Below are 20058 nucleotides of genomic sequence, written 5' to 3' on the forward strand. Positions count from 1 at the left end.
ATCAGAAGCTAAGAGTTATTAACTCATCACTCCTAGCTTCTAAATATTTCCAATTCCCAAAATAAAATTATTATGCTAGAAGTGCTAATTGAGCCGTTGCAGTATGGTTTCATGCAGCGATCGCTTGTAATTGCCATTCTCGTCGGCCTTTTGTGTGCTGTCGTGGGTAGCTACCTAATGGTGCAGCGATTGGCTTTGCTGGGAGATGCCATTAGTCACTCGGTATTGCCTGGGTTAGCGATCGCTTTTATGGTGGGAGCGAATATCTTTGTTGGGGCCTTTATTGCTGGAGTCTTGAGTACAATGGCGATCGCTTGGATTCGGACGCGATCGCCTATCAAAGAAGATGCGGCAATGGGTATAGTTTTTTCCGCCTTCTTTGCCCTTGGTATTACTTTAATTACTCTAATCCAAAAAGACAACAAAATCGACCTCAACCACTTCTTATTTGGCAATATTTTAGGTGTCACCATTCAAGAAGTCCGAGACACAGCTATCATCGCCGCAATTGTATTAATAATTGTTGTACTGCTGTATAAAGAATTATTGTTCTATACCTTCGACCCCCTCGGAGCGCAGGCAGTTGGATTACCTACCAACCTGCTAAACTTTGGGCTGATGCTGCTAATTGCTCTAACGATTGTTGCCAGCATGAAAGCCGTGGGAGTAATCTTAGTTTTATCTCTACTAATCACGCCGGGAGCAACCGCATATTTATTAGTTAAACGGCTGCACAATGTGATGATTTTGGGGGCGGTAATTGGCATTATTTCCAGCATCAGCGGGATGTATCTCAGCTACTTTTTTAATTTGCCTTCTGGCCCCGCAATTGTATTAGTTGTATCGGGATTATTTGTAATAGCATTGTTATTCAGCCCCAGCTACGGGATATTTACCAACAAAAAGTCAGATTCGGGGCAATTATTGCCTGTCTTGCAGGAGTTGAAACAGCTGATGCGATCGCGCTAAAAAATCGCCCTACAAGTTATTTCTAAAACTCCAACTGTCTAGGCTTATGATTAAAAAAGCCTGAATTTAGGAACTCTGGCATGATTCGCGCTTTTTTCCGAGCCGCTAAAGTTGAGAATGCCAAACCGCCCTACGACACAATTCATCTCAAGGTACTATATCCCGCCAAGATGTCGGGAAGCCAACAGCAACTAGCTCAAGGCATTGTGCCAGCAGACTCAGACAAAGCTCCGTTTCCGGTGGTAATTTTCTTTAGCGGGATTAACTGCACGAGCCAAATGTACCAGTGGCTAGCAGTTCAACTTGCCCAGCGGGGAATGGTGGTAGTGACATTTGACTGGGTTGCCGAAAATTTACCAGGGATATTCAGCCTCACACCAGGTGTTGACATCGCAATGTGGGCACCCGATAAATACGGCACTGGCTCCACTGCTTCGGCTTTACCAACACTGCTAGGCGAACTCGAAAGCCTCCAGTCGGAGGGAGTGCTGGCGGGAATGCTGAACTTACAACAAATTATTTTGGGCGGACACTCCGCAGGTGGCAGAATTGCGCTTGAAAATGCCGAACCGCGCTTTTTTCCACAAGTCGCGGCGGCTTTTGCCTACGGCGCTCACAATGCCGCCCCGATAATGCTAGGATTTGCACCAGAAACGATATTGCCCCTGCCTTCATCGCTGCCCCTGTTGCTCATAGGTGGCACCAAGGATGGGGTAATTGCCACCAGCAGTGGACAGTATGGACTCAGTAGCGACGCGACTACAGCAGTTGTCCGTACCTTCCACGAGGCAATAACCGGCGGGCGAGATGACACCTATCTGCTAATTCTGGAAGGGGCAAATCACTTTTCCATTGCTTATCCGCCAGATATTACCACTGCTTCACCTTTTGACTTACCAGCTACTCAACCGGAAGAGGCAATACGTTCTCTAGTGGGTGAAACGATTGGTTTGTTTATTGATGCTCATGTATGTCACAAACCAGAGGCATCGCAGGGGCTTGAGAGTTTGCTATTGGGTGCTAATCCAATGATCGCATTGTTGGCGCGAAAGTGAGCAGGGGTGATGGCACCGAAGATACGATCGCTCGTGACGGTAGGCTACAGTAAGCTGATATCTGATTGCTTCTTTGTTAAGTAGAATTCTGAATTCAGAAAACCTTAGCACTGATGTTAAAGATACTCATCTACATGCGAATACTTACAAAGGAGGATGTCAGGAGGTTTCTCTAGAATCACTATCGCGCAGAAACTATGTGATAACTACGAGAATCTATTGCGCCTATTGGTAGAGATTCTGATATAGGTTAGCGATGACGAAGACTAAAGGTTTCTCCGCTTAAACCTGACGTGAAACTAAAATATAGGCTGAATTATTGGATATGTTTTTCTTCCTGAATTGATGCTGGATAGCCCATAGTCTGATTAAATGAACAATAGGCAGTTTTCCCAATAACAAGGTCTAATTATGAATGAAATTAACAAAGATGAAATGCGTGAAAGACTGGGAAACATAGATCAGATTCGCGACATCCTTTTTGGCTCTCATGTTCGAGACTATAGCAAGCGCTTCGAGCATTTAGAGTCGGAATTATCCAACCTAGATCAAGAAATCAATCAGCGCATTGATCGGATAAAAGATGCTCTTTCCCTTGAGCTGCAAATAGCAGTTGATTCTCTGGATAAAAAAATCAGAACTTTAAGCTTAAATACCCAAAAAGATAGCGCGGATCTGCGTCAACATATTGACCGCACCAGCCAAAGCATTTCTAGCACATTGCGAACCTTGGATGATGTTGTCGATACCCAAACAAATGCGATTCGACAAGATGTATCTCAAACCAGAGAGAAACTCCAAGAAGATATCCGAAGTCTGAAAAAACAAGTTTTTGAAGAAATGGAAAAACGCTTTTCTTCAATGACTGATGTCAAACTTTCTAAGGATGATATGGCAGAAATAATGTTTGAGTTTGGCATGAGGCTAAAAGGGTCTAACTTAGTGTCTGATTTATCAGACGCCAGTGCCACAAGTGTAACTGCTGAGCTTTTGTTACCAGAGTCAGGAAATCATTAGATAAAATTAAATTCCGGCGCGAAATTAAGGTGTATTGCTTGATTTTTTAGCTTTATTAGTTAAAAATTAGAGTGACGGATGGCAGTACGTGACTTTATCCAAAAAAAATCAAGCTGAAGATTTTGCTCCACTAGAAGGGTTTGTAAAGTTATCAATTGACTTAGAGCTTTTCAACCCTCCTAAGGTAGATAGAGAAGAATCAAACTTTTCAACCCCTGAAGTAGAGGCGGTACTTCAGGGGTTGAAAAGTTTGTCAGAAACACCCCAACAGCTTGAAAATAAAGCCGAAAATCTGCCGAAAAATTCGCTGTTATCGGAGCAGAATTTCGAGGTAGTTACTGTACCTAAAGTTTCAGAACAATCGCCCACAGTGCATCTGACAGGCACGATTATCCAGCAAGGGGAGGTAGAGCCTCCTAATTTTCGTTCCCAGGCTGGCCCTGGGAACGAGATAGATTCGATTTCATCTGAGGAAGATGAGTTAGATATTCCAGGTGATGTAGCTACGAGTTTTTCGGAATTAAAAAACTTAATTTTTCCAGCGCCACTCTTAGAAAATCAAGCCAAAAAATCTCCTGTAGAGTTACTACCATCTACTGAGGTAGTAACTGCGGGTGAACCTATTAAAAAAGCGCAGAATGCGTTGATTTTAAGTGAAAATAAAGCCAAAAAATATAGCGAGGTGTCGAACACATCTCAGCAGAATTTAGATGATGTCGATGCATCAGATGATTCCCTGGCTCGCTTGGAAAATCTTCTGGTCGATATTAGCATGGGTGAATATCGGCACTTGATAGTAAAGATTGAACAAAAACTGAAAATTCTAGAGAATCAGATTTACGAGCCGACGGAGTTAATAGATTTACTTTTGCCTTTAATTACAGAGATTTTGATTCTCAAGATTGATCAGTCAAAGGAAGAAGTTGTTGAGGCGATCGCGCCGATACTGGTTAATGTTGAGAATCCGGAGTACCCTCAGCAGAATCATTCAAAAATATGGTAAACCAATCGAGATGTTTAATGGAGATACCGCCACCATCCCGGAGCAGGTAAACCATATATTAGAAGACTTTAGAGACAGCTGCACAAAGTCAAATAAAAACAAAGCTACTAAACCACCTACGCTGCTAATACTCGGCTCAATGCTACTGAGTTTCATCTTATTGCCTTGGGGAATTTATCAGTATCGCCACAGAAGCGATCGCGCCATTGAGCAAAATACCGCCCTCGCCTTAGCCTCTAATCCAGAGTTAGCAGTTTATCGTCTTACAGTCGATGCCGATGCCGAAATCCTGAAGCTTGCTGGAAAAGTGCCTAACGAGTATTTACGCCAAAAAGCTGCACAAATTGCCCAAGATACTTACCCAAGTCTGAAGTTAAACAATAACGTCATCGCCATCAATACGCCCCCCGATCCGGTATTAGCAGCAGCTGAGGTAAAGCGAGTAACATCAATCCTCAATCAGATGGACGGCGTTTTCATTTCTGCTAAATATAATGCTCGTAAAGTCACAGTCCAGGGAACTGCTTTGCAAGCGATAGATGCCCAGAAAATCACTCTGGCATTCGGAAAAATTCCGGGAATTGAGTCTGTCACCAACACTGTAGAAATACAGCCAAGTGCGATCGCTACCCGAATTTACTTTAGTCGCGGTACACAAAAGCTCAAATTTAAAGATATAAAAAATAAAATTCTACCAATCCGGGCATTCTTAAGTCAGTATCCAGAGAAGCATCTTATGATAGTAGGTTACGGTGATGCCAGCGACAACCCAAACCGAGATCGGCGCTTGGCACTTGAGCGAGCTAAGACGGTGCGAGATGCCTTAATAGAGCAAGGCGTTGCTCCTCGACGATTGCGAGTTGCAGGAATGACAAACCACCCCTTAGATGTAGATGCTGACCAACCCCTATGGTTAAGTAGGTGCGTCGAATTTGAGCTAGCGACACCAGTTGTCCAAAGTAAATAAATATGTCAAGTATATCCAAAAAAATCTGCTTAGTTGGTGACTTTGGCGTGGGTAAAACCAGCTTAATTCGCCGCTTTGTAGATCGTCAGTTCAGTGATAAGTATCTTTCAACTGTGGGAGTCAAAATTTCTCGCAAAACCGTGGAATTAGAACAGGTAAAACAACACGAAAAGCTGAGCGTAAATCTGCTAATTTGGGATTTAGAAGGTAGTACCAAATTTAAAGCGATCGCGCCTACTTACCTGCAAGGAGCCAGCGCTGCCATACTCGTTGCCGATGTCAGCCGTCAGGAAACCATCGAGCATCTTGAGGCTCATCTAAATCTGTTTTTGTCAGTCAATCCCAAAGGATTTATCATCATTGCCTTGAATAAATCGGACTTGGCTGATGAAGAAAAAATGGCAAAATTGCTCCAAATGAGTAACAATTACCAGCAGGCTCAAGTATTATCAATCCAGCCGACTTCAGCAAAAACAGGTCAAGCCGTCGATGAAATTTTTCAAAAAATAGCTTACAAAATTATAGAATAGTCGTGGCTACTCCAGAATTTATGTAACTATTTCTCCTTAAGAGTCTCAGCCTCATATTCTTCTCGTTCCAGGGCTGCCCAATGGGAACGCAAGTTTTAGAGGCTGTTGCCTCCACTTAATAGCAAGAATTACCCAGAAAGAGGTGAGATAGTCGCCTCACGTCGCATTCCTAGACCGCAGCCCAGGAACGATGATAAAGTCTCATTTTGCTTCTTGCTAATTCCGGATTTGCCTAATATTACTACCGAAAGTTGTAATTATGTTTACAAGTTCTGTAAATCCGTATTTTAAAAAACTCTTAGCACCCCGACGCATCGAGTATTTGGCGTTGGATCGGAAATTGAGCATTTTAGATACATCTTTGAACGTGCATAGGTTTGCCGAGCAACCAGATGAGGTAGTAAAGGGCAAGGATGCCCGTCTTGGTTTCCCTGAATTAATCGGGCTTGAAGAAGTTTTCAGCGAAATATTGTCAGGAGAGAAGCAGAATTTCGATCTCAAAGGTATTGCCCGCTCTTCAGATAATGGCTCTCTTCTATATATTGATATTTCTGTGAGCAAATACCAATATAACGAAGAAGACTTAGAAGAATGGTTAATCATCTTCTTTGATGATGTAACCGAAAAAATGTCCATGACGCAAAACTTGGTGCAGAGAACAAACGAAGCCAATCTTTTGCTTAGCGCTTTAACCAGTTCTAAAAATTATATAGATAAAATTATTACGTCAATTGCTGAGGTTTTGTTGGTAACGACAGCATCAGGAAAGATAAAAGCCATAAATAAAGCTGCGAAAGATTTATTTGGTTATAGCGAAAAAGAATTAATTAATAAGCAAATTTCTCAGATTATTACTGACAATGATTTTTTCCAGAAAGCACGGTTACTGTATCCTTTATCTCCTGGTGAATTATTAAAGGATGTGGAAGTAATTTGTAAGACAAAAAATGGTAAAGACATTGTTGTAGCATTTTCCTGTTCAGCTATTGAGACTGACATAGAGGACTTACAAGATTTTGTTTATATCGGGCGGGACATCACCCAGCGCAAGCTAACAGAAGCAGCCGTACAACAGGCAAACGAAAAACTCACCATCTGGGTTAATGAATTAGAACAGCGCAACCGGGAGATTACCCTACTGAGCGAACTAAGCGAATTACTCCAGGCTTGTTTGAGTGTTGAGGAAGCTTACACCGTCATTGTCCAGATGATGGAACCGCTTTTCCCGGACACGGTGGGTGGAGTTTTTATAATTCATCCCTCAAAACAGCTGGTTGAGGCGGTGGCGACTTGGGGTGAAGACGCGGGAACTGAAGTTTATACAAGCCAGAAACTGTTCTCAACTCATGAGTGCTGGGCGTTGCGGCGGGGGCGATCGCATTTCGTGACGAACACCCACAACCGTATGCTCTGCAAGCATTTGCACCCAAACCCGCCCCCTGCTGAATATGGCTGCATCCCGATGATGGCGCAGGGGGAAGCGATAGGAATGTTGTATGTAAGTCCTTTAGAAAAAGAACGATTAACCGAAGCCAAACAACGGCTGGCTGTCACCGTAGCTCAACACATTGCGCTTGCTTTGGCGAATCTGAGACTGCGGGAAATCCTGAAAAATCAAAGTATTCGCGATCCGCTTACGGATCTTTTTAATCGGCGTTACCTGAAAGAATCCTTAGAGCAGGAAATTCATCGTGCCGAGTGCAAGCAGCAACCGCTAGGCATCATCATCCTCGATATTGACGACTTTAAGAAATTTAATGACACTTATGGTCACGAGGCAGGCGATGCGGTGCTGCGGGAAGTAGGTTTATTTTTACAAAAAAATATCCGCAAAGGCGATATTGCCTGTCGTTATGGGGGCGAGGAGTTCACGCTAATTTTACCGCAGGCACCTCTAGATGTCGTTTTGGAACGAGCGCAGCAACTTCGGGAAAAAATTAAGCAACTTCAGGTAAAGTATCACGGTCAACCTTTGGGTACCATCACCCTCTCGCTAGGGGTCGCTTGTTTCCCAGAACACGGTTTGACGGCATCAGAAACGATCCAAGCTGCTGATATGGCGTTGTATCAGGCTAAGACTCAAGGGCGCGATCGCGTCTGCGTCTGTGGCTCTTAGCAGCTTAGAGCGTTATGTATGCTACAAAAAGTAGTTAATAGTCAAGAGTTCTAAGTTATTAGCTAGGTACTAATGACTAATGACTCTTCAGCCTTTTGCCTTGAATTATGAATTCCCTGTTTAAAAAATTTTTGGCTACACGCAGCATGGAGTACCTAACACTTGATCGGGACTTGATCGTGTTAGAGACATCCGAGGGAGCGCAACGTTTTGCCGAGCAACCCCAGGAGTTCGGAGCGGGTAAGGATGTCCGCCTGGGATTTCCGGAACTGATAGGATCTGAAAATTATCTGATGGCTGTCTTTGAAGGGCAGCGGAGTATTTTCGAGTTTGTTTCTCTGGGACGTGGAGATAATAATTTTCTATATTTTAATTTGTATGTAATTTTGCAGGAAAAAACTGAGGATAATCTGTCCGATAATTTAATTATATTTCTTGAAGACGTAACCGAAAGAATAATTTTAGAACAAAATTTAGTACAAGCTACTAATGGCACCAATCTTTTAGTAAGTGCTTTATCTGAGTCTAAATATTATATCGATAAAATTATTGATTCAATGGCAGATGCCCTGTTAGTAACGACGACATCGGGAAAGATAAAAATAGTTAACAAAGCTGTCGAAGGATTATTTGGTTATAGCGAGTCCGAATTAATTGGGCAGCAAATTAGTATGATTATTGATGATAAAAACTTTTTTAAACAAGCAAATCAGCAGCCTCCATTATTTGCAAATAAATTTAAGAATGTAGAGGCTGTTTGTCAGACCAAAGCTGGAAAAAAAATTTCCGTCGCCTTTTCCTGCTCAGTTATTCAGACTGACGTACAAGATTTACAAAATTTTGTTTATATAGGTCGAGACATCACCCAGCGTAAGCGCGACCAGCAGCGTCAGGTGGCGCAGTATGCTACAACTCGCGTTTTGTCAGAGTCAACAGCACTAAACAAAGCAATCCAAAAAATTCTGCCAGCGTTGTGTGAAAGCCTGAGTTGGGATTTAGGTGAATTTTGGATGGTAGAGGAAGGTTCAGGGGAGGAGGGGAGAGGGGAATATTTGCCCAGTGGCCAATTGCGATGTGTGGAAAGTTGGGCGAGGGCGTTGGTTGGGATTAAAGAGTTTATAGAGTCTACTAAAAAGATTACCTTTGCGCCAGGGGTGGGTTTGCCCGGTCGCGTTTGGGCATCGCGATCGCCCTTGTGGATTAGCGATGTGGTCAATGATGCTAAATTTGAGCGATCGCATATCGCATCTCGTACCCAAATCCACGGAGCATTTGGGTTTCCCATCCAAAGCGGCGGTGAAATTTTTGGGGTGATGACTTTCTTTAGCCGCGAGAAACAGATACCTGATGAAGATTTGCTTCAGATGATGATGGCTATTGGTAGCCAACTCGGCCAATTTATCCAGAGTAAGCGAGCCGAAGCCGCGCAACTGGAGAGCGAAGAAAGATACCGAGATTTGTTTGAAAATGCCAACGACTTAATTCAGAGCGTCGCTCCAGATGGGAATTTTTTGTATGTTAATCATGCTTGGCGAGAAACTTTGGGATATAGCGAAGCTGAAATTGCTCAGATAAAGGTATTTGACGTTATTCATCCAGATTGTCTAGAACAATGTTTGGAGAAGTTCCAGAGGGTGATGTCTGGAGAAAAAATTGGTCAAATTAAAGTCGAATTTATTACTAAAAATGGCGAAAAAATATCGCTAGAAGGAAGCGTAAACTGTAAGTTAGTAAATGGAAAACCTGTTGCTACAAGGGCGATCCTTCGAGATATCACTGAGCGCTTAGCCGCAGAAGAAGCACTGCGCTATCAACAGGAACAAACCGAACGCCTGTTGCTAAATATCTTACCCCAGCCGATTGCCGAACGCCTGAAACGGCAGGAAAACACTATTGCGGAAAACTTTTCCGATGTCACGGTTATGTTTGCCGATTTGGTTGGTTTTACAGAGTTTTCAACTAAAGTTTCGCCGACAGAACTGGTAGAGATCCTTAATGTGATTTTCTCGGAGTTTGACCAGCTGGCTGAACAACACGGCTTAGAGAAAATTAAGACGATTGGAGACGCTTATATGGTGGTGGGGGGTATTCCTCATGCCCTGGGGAACCACGCAAGCGCGATCGCGCAAATGGCACTTGATATGCAAACTGCGATCGCTCAATTTAGCCGGGAAACTGGGCAAGCTTTGAGTATGCGGATTGGCATCCACACCGGGCCTGTGGTTGCAGGTGTGATTGGCACGAAAGGGGGGACACGGTGAATATTGCTAGTCGCATGGAATCACACGGTTTACCTGGTCATATTCAGGTGACAGCAGCCACCTACGAACTCTTGCGGGAGCAATATTTATTTGAGGAACGGGAACCGCTCCAAGTTAAGGGTAAAGGAAAAATGACTACTTACCTGCTACAAGGCCAAGTTACTCCTAATGACTAATTTCACGTTCCCAGGCTGAGTTTGGGAACGCGAAATTAGAGGCTGACTTTTATACTTTCTTGCCCCTGAAGGGGAGGCAGAGCCTCCCTAGGCACGTTCCCAGTCAGAGACTAGAAACGAGAAACTTGACTTAACCTTTTGCAGTGGACTTCTCTGGTGTCGCACTGTTGCCGTGAGCAGTTTTCCCATTTTTGTGATTAGTGTGTCCGTTGCCGTTACGGGGCAGAATCACTCCATAACCACCGTGGTTGCGTTCATAAATCACGTTAATCTCACCGGTTTCGGCATTGCGAAACATATAGAAGTCGTGATCCACCAGCTGCAATTGTTCCAAAGCTTCTTCTGTAGTCATCGGCGGCATGGCAAAATATTTGGTACGCACAACTTCTGTGGGGAGTTCGGGAGTGCGATCGCCTATTAGATCCGGTGCCACTGGTACTTCTTCTACCACTACGGCAGTTTTAGGCTGAGCTTGGGTTTTCTGATCCAGCCGTTTTTCTTTATATTTCCGCAGGTTTCGAGCAATTTTATCAGCAACCAAGTCAATACTAGCGTATAGGTTATCGCTGCTTTCTTCGGCGCGGATCACTGTGCCATTAGCGTAAATAGTTACTTCAGCCGCCTGTTTGGGATTTATCCGGGGATTGCGGGCTACTGATAGATGCACATTGACTTCTGTTGTCAAATTCTGAAAGTGGTTCACCGCTTTTTCAATCTTTTGATTCACGTACTCGCGAATCGCATCGGTGATTTCAATGTTTTTGCCGTGGATGACAAGCTTCATACCGGATACTCCATAGTGTACCGTATTGGTAAATTAGAAAGCTATAGCAGTTGCCGCTTTCTTCTGTAGCTATTAAATGCCCGTTTTTTGGGTAGACAAGTGTTGAACAGAGGCAAAACTTTTAGGAATATCAAGGTTTTACCCATACCTACAAGGTTACTCGGATGTTCTTGAAGAGCACCGAGCCATAGCCAGAGGTGTTACCAGCAAGCCGATTGCTCAAAACTACTGTCGATGTTCCTGTTCAGTTATCTCCAGAAAAGCAAGTCCAACTAACGTGTTTTACCCTACGATTGCTCAGCCTTGCTTTGGGGTTGTCTTGAAGATGCGTCCTGTTTCAACACTGTTTGCTTATAACTTCAACATTAGCACTTTGTAATGTACACAACAGATGCCTTTGACTTCTCTTCAAAATCCTTTGCATCTTTTGACATTTCTTGATCCCGCTAGGTGAAATATGCAGGAAATTTAAGTCAAATTACTGTTGATTTTTGCGATAATCTTAAGTATGTCTGAAATTTTTGCCTTAGATTCCCGGCGGCAAGTCTTAATATACAACCGAGGGCTGATGCCCTATGCAGATGCTTGGAAATGGCAGCGATCGCTAGTTACAGAACGCCTAAACGACCCGAATTGTCAAGATGCGCTGATTTTGCTAGAGCATCCGCCAGTTTATACTCTGGGACAAGGAGCAAGTCTAGAATTTCTCAAATTTGACCCCGCAGCGACCGACTGGGAAGTTTTTCGGGTGGAACGAGGCGGTGAAGTGACGTACCACTGTCCCGGTCAGCTAGTCGGCTACCCAATTTTAAATCTGCGACATTATCGCCAAGACCTGCACTGGTATCTGCGGCAGTTAGAAGAGGTATTAATTCGAGTTCTGGATGTTTATGGGTTAAAAGGCTCGCGCATTCCCGGTATGACTGGCGTTTGGCTGGAAGGCTGTAAGGTGGCAGCAATTGGCATTAAAGTCAGCCGCTGGATCGCCATGCACGGCTTCGCCTTAAACGTTTGTCCCGACCTCTGTGGCTTCCAGCGCATCGTACCCTGTGGCATTGCCGACAAGCCTGTTGGCAGTTTAGCCCAGTTCCTTCCCACCATTGACCTCAAGCAGGTGCGTCTGGATGTGATTGCAGCCTTTGCGGAAGTTTTTGATGTAGAAATTAGGAGTCTGTAGTTCTTAGTCTGCCAATCGTGAAACTTCTACCTACTGACTATTGACCTGTACAAAAGCATCCAGGTCAGCGTATAAACCGGCATAAGTTACAGTGGGCGCGTCATAACCTTTGAGATTAACGGTATATTGCTGAAACCCTGTATCCTTTCCTGCCAAGGTTAAGAGATATTCGTGAGTTGTTTCCCCTATAGCAATATCTAGACCAATTTCCTTGGTGGCAGATTCCAGGCGAAATGCTGCATTCACGGTATCGCCAATTGCGGTATAGTCGGGGCGATCGCCACTGCCAGTGTTACCGACCATAGCATAACCTGTATTAATCCCCGCCCCAATTCGCAGATTAAAGGGCAAAGGATATTTATTACTCAGATCCATAGTTATTTTATGGAGGTCACTCAGTGCCTTACAGATATTTAGCATTTCCTCCTGGGTGACGCCTTGGGAACCATGAAACCAGATTGCCATAACTGCATCGCCAATGTATTTATCCACCCAACTGCCATACTGTCGGATGATATTTCCGGCGTGGCGGAACCAGGTGCCAATCACCGCCGATAAAATCTTTTCATCCAGTTGTCGGGTTAATACAGTGAAGTCGCGGATATCTACTACCATCACTGACATCAGGCGACGGACGTGCAAAGTCGAAGTGAGAGTATCCTTATCTCCAGTCACCGATGACTCATTGTTGCCGGCTGCCGTTGGACAGTGGAACTCTAGATCCGTCTGACCAAAGGTAAGGCGATCGCCATTGCGTAATGTTACAGGAATACTGACTCGTCGCCCATTGACAAAAGACCCGTTACGACTGCCTAAGTCGATTAGGTAAAACTCTCCGGTTTCGGTACACTGCAACATAGCGTGATTTCGGGAAATCCACCGATCCGGCAGTACAAAATTGTTGTCGTCGCTGCGACCAACTGTCCAGCAATTACTACTCACCAACGGGAGATAGCGATTGCCGGAGTCGGTGCGAAGCAGCAGATAAGGAGTGGGTCGCAGAGTCACCACAGGCTAAAATATTGACGACAAGTCGTTTAGAACTTTTAATTTTTAGCATATTTCCGCCTCTTGAGTGTGCGATCACGGAACAAGAGCGAAGCTCGACATCCCTGCACTCATAGCTTGAGCATTGGTCAACTTGCAGGTATTTTTAAGCCATAGAGGCAGCTAACCAAAACAGGCTGTCTACCAAAATTGTACTTAATACTGCTCCACCAAATGCCCACCAGTGCAGCTGGCGCGATCGCAAGGGTACTAGACCAACACCCAGAAGAACACCTAACAGAACCATCGCCCAACCTGCACCCCAAGGAGTTTTGACTTGAGCGATCGCAGTTTGGAAAACCAGTGATGCTTCGCTGGGCGCGACTTGCATCAAGGTTCGCCAGTGTGGAATTAAGCCAGCTATGTAGAAGTATATATCTGTTACTGCCGTACCGAACAGCGAGCCGAGATAAAACAGGTTTCCCACCATTCCCCAACGCCGACTTATACACCAAAGGGCAAACGGTAAACCTATTGCCTCTATTGGCAGATGGATTGTCGGTTCCCAGCGCCACCAACCCCAATATATTGATCCAGCTAACCAACTCCAGCTGAACCCCAGCAGCAAGTCTCCCCACAATTTCGTTGAGTCACGCCGCATCAGGGTAATACCCAGCCACACCCAACCTATTGTCATTACTAAACTTAACCCAGGCAGCAGCCGCACTAAGGGAGCCTGAACAAACACTGGCACCGAAACCAGAAACGAGGATGCCGCAAAAATCAACCAAGCTTGACGGGTGCCAATTCCCCAATCAGCAAGAGTCAGAAGGACTTTACCAGGCTGGCTAAGAGTGTCAGAAACGTTAGAAGATGGGTTGGAAGACCAGGTATTGTTAAACAAGATATTATTAATATTCTTTACTTAAGTTTACATCTTTAAATATAACACTGAATATCCCCAGGGGGGGGATACTTAAGATATTAACTTAGTTTTCTTGACAAGAGCAAGTGGGAATTAGGGGTGGGGAGAAGGGGGCTGGTTGTACTGGGGGAGAAGATTAATTAGTAATTAGCAATTAGTAGTTACCAATTAGCAATTACCCACAGTAGATTAGTAGGCGATTGACTATAGAGGAGACTATGGCTTTATCAAAATGTCAGAGGTTCGCGCTTTTGGGTGTAGGTGGATTAAGCAGTGCGATCGCATTCCCTTTAGAAACGCTGACTATGGCGCAAGAAGCGGTACCCGCACCCGGTACCACATCCCAGGTAAATATTATCCAGGCGGCGTTTTTAGGCTTTGTGCAGGGGATGACAGAGTTCTTACCGATTAGCAGTACAGCGCATTTGAAAGTAGTGCCTGTAGCGCTGGGATGGGGCGATCCGGGGGTTGCCTTTACAGCAGTGATTCAGCTGGGAAGTATTGCCGCCGTGCTGTGGTATTTCTGGCGCGACATCACGCAAATCGTCACGGGTGCAGCCAAAGCGCTCGCCAGCAAAGATTACCAATCCTACGACTTCCTCATGGCGCTGGGGATAATTTTGGGAACGCTACCGATAGTATTTTTTGGACTGCTGATCAAGAAGTTTATTCCCGACTTTGACAACTCACCCCTGCGGAGTTTGACAGCGATCGCGATCGCCTCAATTGTCATGTCCCTCTTGCTAGGCATCGCAGAGCGCGTAGGACAGAAAAAGCGCAACTTTGAACAACTCCATCTCAAAGATGGCATTTTGATGGGCTTAGCGCAGGCTATGGCGCTAATTCCCGGTGTTTCCCGCTCCGGTTCCACCCTCACCGCCGGGTTATTTATGGGATTAGAACGGGCAACTGCTGCCAGATTTTCCTTTTTATTAGGTATTCCAGCCATTACCGTAGCTGGGTTAGTAGAGTTAAAAGGTTTTTTAGAAGAAGGAGTGGGGGATGCGGGGCTAGTTCCCCTAGTAGTCGGAACCATCAGTTCAGCAATATTTTCATATTTAGCGATCGCCTGGCTGCTGCGCTTCCTGCAAACCCAAAGCACCTGGCTATTTATCTGGTATCGGCTAGCATTTGGAGTAGTAATCCTAGCAGCAATCTATCTCAAACTCATCCCCAATATCTAATCACTCTTTCTTCTACGCCCTCTATTGCCTGAAGTGGTTCGTTCCCTCCCAGTATCATGAGCGAGACATCAATTCGTCCAGCCCTAATAACCAAAGTTCTCCCCGACTCCATCGCCGCCGAAATTGGATTTGAACCAGGCGATGCCATAGTTTCCATCAACGGTTCGCGCCCCCGCGACCTGATCGACTACCAGTTTTTGTGCGCCGATGAAGTGCTGGAACTGGAAGTCTTAGACACCGCTGGCAAAAGCCACTCAGTCGAAATTGAAAAAGACTACGACGACGACTTAGGGCTAGAATTTGAAACCGCCCTATTTGATGGCTTAATCCAGTGCAATAACCGCTGTCCCTTCTGCTTCATCGACCAGCAACCGCCCGGTAAACGCCAAAGTCTATATTTAAAAGATGATGATTATCGCCTCAGCTTCCTCTATGGCTCATACCTCACCTTAACCAATCTCACCCAACGAGAATGGGACAGAATTGAGCAAATGCGCCTATCTCCCCTCTACGTTTCCGTCCACGCCACCGAACCTGATGTAAGAACTCGCCTGCTAAAAAATCCCCGCGCCGGGCAAATATTACAACAATTGCAGTGGTTCCAAGAACGGCGTTTGCAAATTCATGCCCAGGTAGTTCTGTGTCCAGGCGTTAACGATGGCGCACATCTGGATACCACCCTGGGGGATTTAGCATCTTTCCATAGGGGGGAAATTCCCACTGTGGCATCTGTGGCGGTGGTGCCAGTAGGGTTAACGCGCTTTCGTCCAGCAGAAGATGAACTGATACCAGTAACCCCCGAAAAAGCCGCTGAAGTAATTTCGCAAGTCCAGGCACTGCAAGACAAATTCCGTGCCTCGCTGGGTTCTACCTTCGCTTGGTTAGCCGACGAATGGTTTTTAATTGCGGGGCAGGAGTTGCCAAGCGAATCTCACTATGAAGATTATCCCCAAATTGGCAACGGTGTGGGATCTATTCGCCAGTTTCTCAAAGAATTTCAGCAAGCAGCTAAGAAAATGCTACCGCAACGTATCGAGACACCCAGAAAATGCACTTGGATAGTTGGCAATGCCGTTGAAAAAGCGTTTCAACCTATCGTGCAACGCCTGAATCAAGTTGAAGGGCTACAGGTGAATATAGCAGCTAGGCATAGCGATTACTGGGGACAAGAAATTAGCGTCACCGGGTTGTTGACGGGTGAAGATTTGCTGAAATTAAAGGGAAAAGATTTAGGCGATCGCATTCTCCTCCCCTGTGTCATGCTCAAGCATGGAGATACTCGCTTTTTAGACGACATGACTGTTGAAGAACTTGCCCAAGATTTGGGTACACCAATCTTACCCGTCAACGGCATAGAAGAACTAATCCAGGCTTGCATTCACCCTTAAAGTTCTCATGAACAGGCTGAGCCTGGGAATGAGGTTAGCGAGGCTCTGCCTCGCCTATTTTTTCTAGGGGGAGGCTGCGCCTCCCGAAGGCGTTCCCAGTCTCAGACTGGGAACGAGAATAAACAAACAGATTTGTGTCATCTCTCCAATTGGGGATACCTTAGAGATGAACATCATTCGCGTGGGTGCCAAAGCCTGCCATGCTCTACTGTGTAGCTCCTGAATGTAAAAGCCCCCACAACCAGGCAAATGACCGATTTTGTCGCAGTTGCGGGCAAAAACTATTATTGAAAGACCGCTATCGTCCGATCAAGCTAATTGGTAAAGGCGGCTTTGGGAGAACTTTTTTAGCGGTGGATGAGCATATTCCTTCAAAACCCAGTTGTGTAATTAAGCAACTCTACTTCCCAGAACGAGATCAAACTACTTTTACAAAGGTGGTTTCCTTGTTTTGTCAGGAAGCAATGCGTCTGGATGAGCTGGGAAAGCATTCGCAAATTCCCTTCCTATTAGCTCACTTTGAACAAAAGCAACAGATGTATTTAGTGCAAGAGTTTATTCCCGGACAAACTCTGTCCCAGGAGTTGCAGCAAAAGGGCGTTTATAGCGAAACGCAGATTTGGGAAATGTTGCAGAATTTGTTACCTGTTGTGCAATATATCCACGAGCATCGGGTGTTGCACCGGGATATTAAGCCAGCTAATATTATCAGACGCACTAGCGATCGCCATCTCATTTTGATCGACTTTGGAGTTGCCAAGGTATTCACAGATACAGCTTTGCTCCACACTGGGACGATCATTGGTAGCCCGGGCTACATGGCACCTGAGCAAACACGGGGCAAAGCTTTGCCCTCCAGCGATCTCTACAGTTTGGGTGTCACTTGCATTCACTTGTTGACTGGCGTTCCTCCCCTGACTATGTTCGATATTGTGAATAACGGGTGGGCGTGGCGCGATTTTTTGCCAAGGGGAATGAAGGTAAGCGAAGACCTCAGTCAAATCCTCGATAAATTGCTGCAAAATGCCATCAGAGAACGCTATTCCTGCACTGCTGAAGTATTGCAAGCAGTACAGCAAAGTTTAAATCCCCGTCCTGCACCAGCGGTTCAAATTCAAGAGCGTTCTGCTGTTAATTTTCTAAATTCCAACGTAGAAGTTAAATATACAAAACTGCGGGATTTCTTGGCTAAAAAGAAATGGAAAGAAGCCGATCAAGAAACCTGGGCAGTTATGTGTCAAGCAGTTAGTAAATCACCCAGCAGCTATCTATCCAGTAGTGATATTCAAAAATTCCCTTGTGAGGATTTGTGGACAATTGACCAGCTGTGGGTGAAGTATAGTCAAGGGCGTTTTGGCTTCAGCGTACAAAAGCAAATTTATCAAGATGCTAGGGGAGAATATCAAATTTTTTGCGAAAAAGTAGGCTGGTTTGTCTACAATCCTTATCATCCCGACTCCGGTTTGAAATTTAGCGACAAAGCCGCACCCGGACATCTGCCATCGCGTCGCTGGGTAGGCGGTTATGAATGGTGGCATCATGCGGGTGCAATGGTTGCAAAACTGGAAGAGTGCGGTATTAGGTAGGTTTTAAAAATTTCTCGTTTCCTCGTTATTGCAAGAACGAGGAGAAAGTTTATGGAAGGCATTGCTTAAAATACTATGCACTAGCAGTTTTTTAGTCGTTCTTTAGTTAGAAAAAGCTAATTTAAAACTATGCCTCTTGATACAAGTTTAGACTGTATACCCTCAGATAAGCTGGCATCTGTAGCGGTGGTGCCAGTAGGGTTAACCCGCTTTCGTCCAGCAGAAGATGAACTGATACCAGTAACCCCGGAAAAAGCCGCTAAAGTAATTTCGCAAGTCCAGGCATTGCAAGACAAATTCCGTGTCTCGCTGGGTTCTACCTTCGCTTGGTTAGCCGACGAATGGTTTTTAATTGCGGCGCAGGAGTTGCCAAGCGAATCTCACTATGAAGATTATCCCCAAATTGGCAACGGTGTAGGATCTATTCGCCAGTTTCTCAAGGAATTTCAGCAAGCGGCTAAGAAAATGTTACCGCAATGCATTCACCCTTGATGTGAAGTTCTCCTTCCCAGCTTGAGCCTCACCTATTTTTTTAAGGGCAGGCTCAGCCTCCTATTCTGGGGTTTCCAGTCTGAGACTAGAAACGAGAATAACTAAGAATAAAAAACTAATGATTTCTATTAAACTTTCTAATTTTTTCTTCTTAGGAATAACCGTTTTGACACTGCCAGTAATTGGTTGCACCACATTATTGGCACCGAAAGAATCTCCGGCTCAAGTAGTAAATACAATAGCAACCGTTTCCTCTACACCTATCCCAAAAACCTTATTTGGGATGCACATTCAAGAACCTACCAAAACTCCTTGGCCTGCTGTTAATGTGGGGGCTTTGCGGGTTTTTGTGCCGTGGTTCTTCATCCAGCCAAACAAAGGTGAGTGGAAATTCGAGATATTAGATAAATATGTTGATTTAGCCGAACAACAGGGAGTTGAAGTTCTTTATGTATTTAACGATACTCCTAAATGGGCAGCAGCACGACCGAATGAGGTAGGAGAGTGGGGAAAAGATTTCCCCGGAGTTGCTTCAGAACCTAAAGATATGGAGGATTGGCGCAACTTTGTAAGAACTGTTGCAACTCGCTACAAAGGTCGCATTCGAGCTTATCAAATCTGGAACGAAACTAATAATAAAAATGATTATAGTGGCTCAATTGAAAAGATGGTAGAAATGGCACAGGAGGCTTACAAAGTTCTCAAAGAAGTTGATACTAATATTATTGTCGTATCTCCCGGCGCGATCGCAGGTTTGGATTTGCCAGGAAATGAAAGCTGGATTTCCCTTGGGGGAGTGGATTGGCTGGATCAATACTTTGCCAAAGGCGCGGCTGCTTACACCGACGTAGTAGGGCCGCACTTGTATTCCATCAAGGAAAAAACACCAGAAGAACGAGTGCAAACCATTCGGAGAATGCAACAAGTAATGGCTAAGAATAAACTCAGCCATAAGCCTTTGTGGGACACAGAAAATGCCTATGCTAAATTTCCTAACGAACAGCCGTTTACCGATGAAGAAGCAAGAGGTTTTATAGCACGTACTTATATTATTTATTGGGCATCAGGGATTAGTCGTTTCTACTGGTACGCTTGGGATGTAAACACGCAGATTCATCCAAATTGGTTAAAGATGGTGCAGGCAGACAATAAAACTCTTACACCAGCCAGCATTGCCTATAGTGAGGTGCAGAAATGGCTGATAGGTGCGACAATGAAATCTTGTCAACCTGACAGTAATAAAATCTGGATTTGTCAGGTTACGCGAGATAATAATTACACAGGCTGGATTGTGTGGAACCCAGAGGGCAAATTGCCTTTTAAAGTGCCTTCTAATTGGAATATTAAGCAAGTTCGAGATTTAGCTGGGGGTAAATCTACTTTGCCAGCATCAGGTAGTGTGGAAATCGGGCGAGCGCCTATATTATTAGATTAGTTAACC

17 protein-coding genes and 1 pseudogene are annotated in these 20058 nt (G+C 44.8%); 15 read left to right on the forward strand and 3 right to left on the reverse strand.

Going from position 1 to position 20058, the window contains the following annotated elements; genetic code table 11:
- The first annotated feature begins 72 nt into the window (after positions 1-72).
- The 9 genes from H6F66_RS19765 to H6F66_RS29035 all read left to right on the forward strand — a co-directional run bounded on the left by H6F66_RS19765 (position 73) and on the right by H6F66_RS29035 (position 10094).
- Positions 73-969 (forward strand): metal ABC transporter permease, encoded by an 897-nt coding sequence (locus H6F66_RS19765; protein ID WP_190424417.1) that lies wholly within the window; start codon positions 73-75, stop codon positions 967-969.
- Positions 970-1049: 80 nt separating this feature from the next.
- Positions 1050-2024 carry a dienelactone hydrolase gene (locus H6F66_RS19770; RefSeq protein ID WP_190424419.1) on the forward strand — a complete coding sequence of 325 codons (975 nt, stop codon included), beginning with the start codon at positions 1050-1052 and terminating at the stop codon, positions 2022-2024.
- A 411-nt stretch (positions 2025-2435) separates the two neighbouring features.
- Entirely contained in the window at positions 2436-3041 is a 606-nt protein-coding gene (locus tag H6F66_RS19775) for a hypothetical protein (protein ID WP_190424421.1), read from the forward strand.
- A gap of 88 nt (positions 3042-3129) precedes the next feature.
- On the forward strand, positions 3130-4044 hold the full coding sequence (locus H6F66_RS19780; protein WP_190424423.1) for a hypothetical protein: 915 nt from the start codon (positions 3130-3132) through the stop codon (positions 4042-4044).
- On the forward strand, positions 3995-5011 hold the full coding sequence (locus H6F66_RS19785; RefSeq protein WP_190424425.1) for an OmpA family protein: 1017 nt from the start codon (positions 3995-3997) through the stop codon (positions 5009-5011). The genes H6F66_RS19780 and H6F66_RS19785 overlap by 50 nt, the downstream gene beginning before the upstream one ends.
- Before the next feature lie 2 nt (positions 5012-5013).
- Complete coding sequence (locus tag H6F66_RS19790) at positions 5014-5541, forward strand: Rab family GTPase (RefSeq protein WP_190424428.1); 528 nt, start codon at positions 5014-5016, stop codon at positions 5539-5541.
- A 259-nt stretch (positions 5542-5800) separates the two neighbouring features.
- Entirely contained in the window at positions 5801-7657 is a 1857-nt protein-coding gene (locus H6F66_RS27815) for a diguanylate cyclase (RefSeq protein WP_199294890.1), read from the forward strand.
- Positions 7658-7836: 179 nt separating this feature from the next.
- Positions 7837-9918 carry a PAS domain S-box protein gene (locus H6F66_RS19800; RefSeq protein ID WP_199313340.1) on the forward strand — a complete coding sequence of 694 codons (2082 nt, stop codon included), beginning with the start codon at positions 7837-7839 and terminating at the stop codon, positions 9916-9918.
- Positions 9915-10094, forward strand: coding sequence for an adenylate/guanylate cyclase domain-containing protein (locus tag H6F66_RS29035; RefSeq protein ID WP_199294893.1), 180 nt, complete (start codon positions 9915-9917; stop codon positions 10092-10094). Before H6F66_RS19800 ends, H6F66_RS29035 begins: the two co-directional genes overlap by 4 nt.
- 130 nt (positions 10095-10224) lie before the next feature.
- Here H6F66_RS29035 and raiA read toward each other — a convergent pair whose 3' ends face one another.
- Positions 10225-10878: a ribosome-associated translation inhibitor RaiA gene (raiA, locus tag H6F66_RS19805; protein WP_190424430.1), complete on the reverse strand. Its 654-nt coding sequence runs from the start codon at positions 10876-10878 to the stop codon at positions 10225-10227.
- A 508-nt stretch (positions 10879-11386) separates the two neighbouring features.
- Here raiA and lipB point away from each other — a divergent pair.
- Positions 11387-12055: a lipoyl(octanoyl) transferase LipB gene (lipB, locus tag H6F66_RS19810; RefSeq protein WP_190424431.1), complete on the forward strand. Its 669-nt coding sequence runs from the start codon at positions 11387-11389 to the stop codon at positions 12053-12055.
- A 30-nt stretch (positions 12056-12085) separates the two neighbouring features.
- Here the strand turns inward: lipB and H6F66_RS19815 are convergent, their stop codons facing one another.
- Complete coding sequence (locus tag H6F66_RS19815) at positions 12086-13066, reverse strand: FHA domain-containing protein (protein WP_190424432.1); 981 nt, start codon at positions 13064-13066, stop codon at positions 12086-12088.
- 142 nt (positions 13067-13208) lie between these two features.
- Positions 13209-13850, reverse strand: coding sequence for a DUF3120 domain-containing protein (locus H6F66_RS19820; RefSeq protein ID WP_347269410.1), 642 nt, complete (start codon positions 13848-13850; stop codon positions 13209-13211).
- Between the two features lie 335 nt (positions 13851-14185).
- On the opposite strand from H6F66_RS19820, the gene H6F66_RS19825 reads away from it, so the two are divergent.
- From H6F66_RS19825 to H6F66_RS19845, 5 genes and pseudogenes are all read left to right on the forward strand, one after another.
- A complete protein-coding gene (locus tag H6F66_RS19825) occupies positions 14186-15151 on the forward strand; it encodes an undecaprenyl-diphosphate phosphatase (RefSeq protein WP_190424434.1) in 966 nt (321 codons plus the stop codon).
- Positions 15152-15207: 56 nt separating this feature from the next.
- Positions 15208-16539, forward strand: a complete 1332-nt coding sequence (locus tag H6F66_RS19830) for a TIGR03279 family radical SAM protein (RefSeq protein ID WP_190424435.1) — start codon at positions 15208-15210, stop codon at positions 16537-16539.
- A 200-nt stretch (positions 16540-16739) separates the two neighbouring features.
- Positions 16740-18125 carry a serine/threonine-protein kinase gene (locus H6F66_RS19835; protein ID WP_190424436.1) on the forward strand — a complete coding sequence of 462 codons (1386 nt, stop codon included), beginning with the start codon at positions 16740-16742 and terminating at the stop codon, positions 18123-18125.
- A gap of 156 nt (positions 18126-18281) precedes the next feature.
- Positions 18282-18599 (forward strand): annotated as a pseudogene (locus H6F66_RS19840) (DUF512 domain-containing protein); the annotation flags it as partial.
- Between the two features lie 136 nt (positions 18600-18735).
- Positions 18736-20052 (forward strand): beta-galactosidase, encoded by a 1317-nt coding sequence (locus H6F66_RS19845; RefSeq protein WP_190424438.1) that lies wholly within the window; start codon positions 18736-18738, stop codon positions 20050-20052.
- The last annotated feature ends 6 nt before the right edge of the window (positions 20053-20058 follow it).

The sequence above is a fragment of the Trichocoleus sp. FACHB-6 genome (genome assembly GCF_014695815.1).
GTDB lineage: Bacteria > Cyanobacteriota > Cyanobacteriia > Cyanobacteriales > FACHB-T130 > Funiculus > Funiculus sociatus.

Bases quoted from the DNA above. Each gene is read 5' to 3' on its own strand.
- H6F66_RS19765 (WP_190424417.1), top strand. From the start codon at position 73: ATGCTAGAAGTGCTAATTGAGCCGTTGCAGTATGGTTTCATGCAGCGA.
- H6F66_RS19770 (WP_190424419.1), top strand. From the start codon at position 1,050: ATGATTCGCGCTTTTTTCCGAGCCGCTAAAGTTGAGAATGCCAAACCG.
- H6F66_RS19775 (WP_190424421.1), top strand. From the start codon at position 2,436: ATGAATGAAATTAACAAAGATGAAATGCGTGAAAGACTGGGAAACATA.
- H6F66_RS19785 (WP_190424425.1), top strand. From the start codon at position 3,995: ATGTTGAGAATCCGGAGTACCCTCAGCAGAATCATTCAAAAATATGGT.
- H6F66_RS19790 (WP_190424428.1), top strand. From the start codon at position 5,014: ATGTCAAGTATATCCAAAAAAATCTGCTTAGTTGGTGACTTTGGCGTG.
- H6F66_RS27815 (WP_199294890.1), top strand. From the start codon at position 5,801: ATGTTTACAAGTTCTGTAAATCCGTATTTTAAAAAACTCTTAGCACCC.
- raiA (WP_190424430.1), bottom strand. From the start codon at position 10,878: ATGAAGCTTGTCATCCACGGCAAAAACATTGAAATCACCGATGCGATT.
- lipB (WP_190424431.1), top strand. From the start codon at position 11,387: ATGTCTGAAATTTTTGCCTTAGATTCCCGGCGGCAAGTCTTAATATAC.
- H6F66_RS19825 (WP_190424434.1), top strand. From the start codon at position 14,186: ATGGCTTTATCAAAATGTCAGAGGTTCGCGCTTTTGGGTGTAGGTGGA.
- H6F66_RS19830 (WP_190424435.1), top strand. From the start codon at position 15,208: ATGAGCGAGACATCAATTCGTCCAGCCCTAATAACCAAAGTTCTCCCC.
- H6F66_RS19835 (WP_190424436.1), top strand. From the start codon at position 16,740: ATGCTCTACTGTGTAGCTCCTGAATGTAAAAGCCCCCACAACCAGGCA.
- H6F66_RS19845 (WP_190424438.1), top strand. From the start codon at position 18,736: ATGATTTCTATTAAACTTTCTAATTTTTTCTTCTTAGGAATAACCGTT.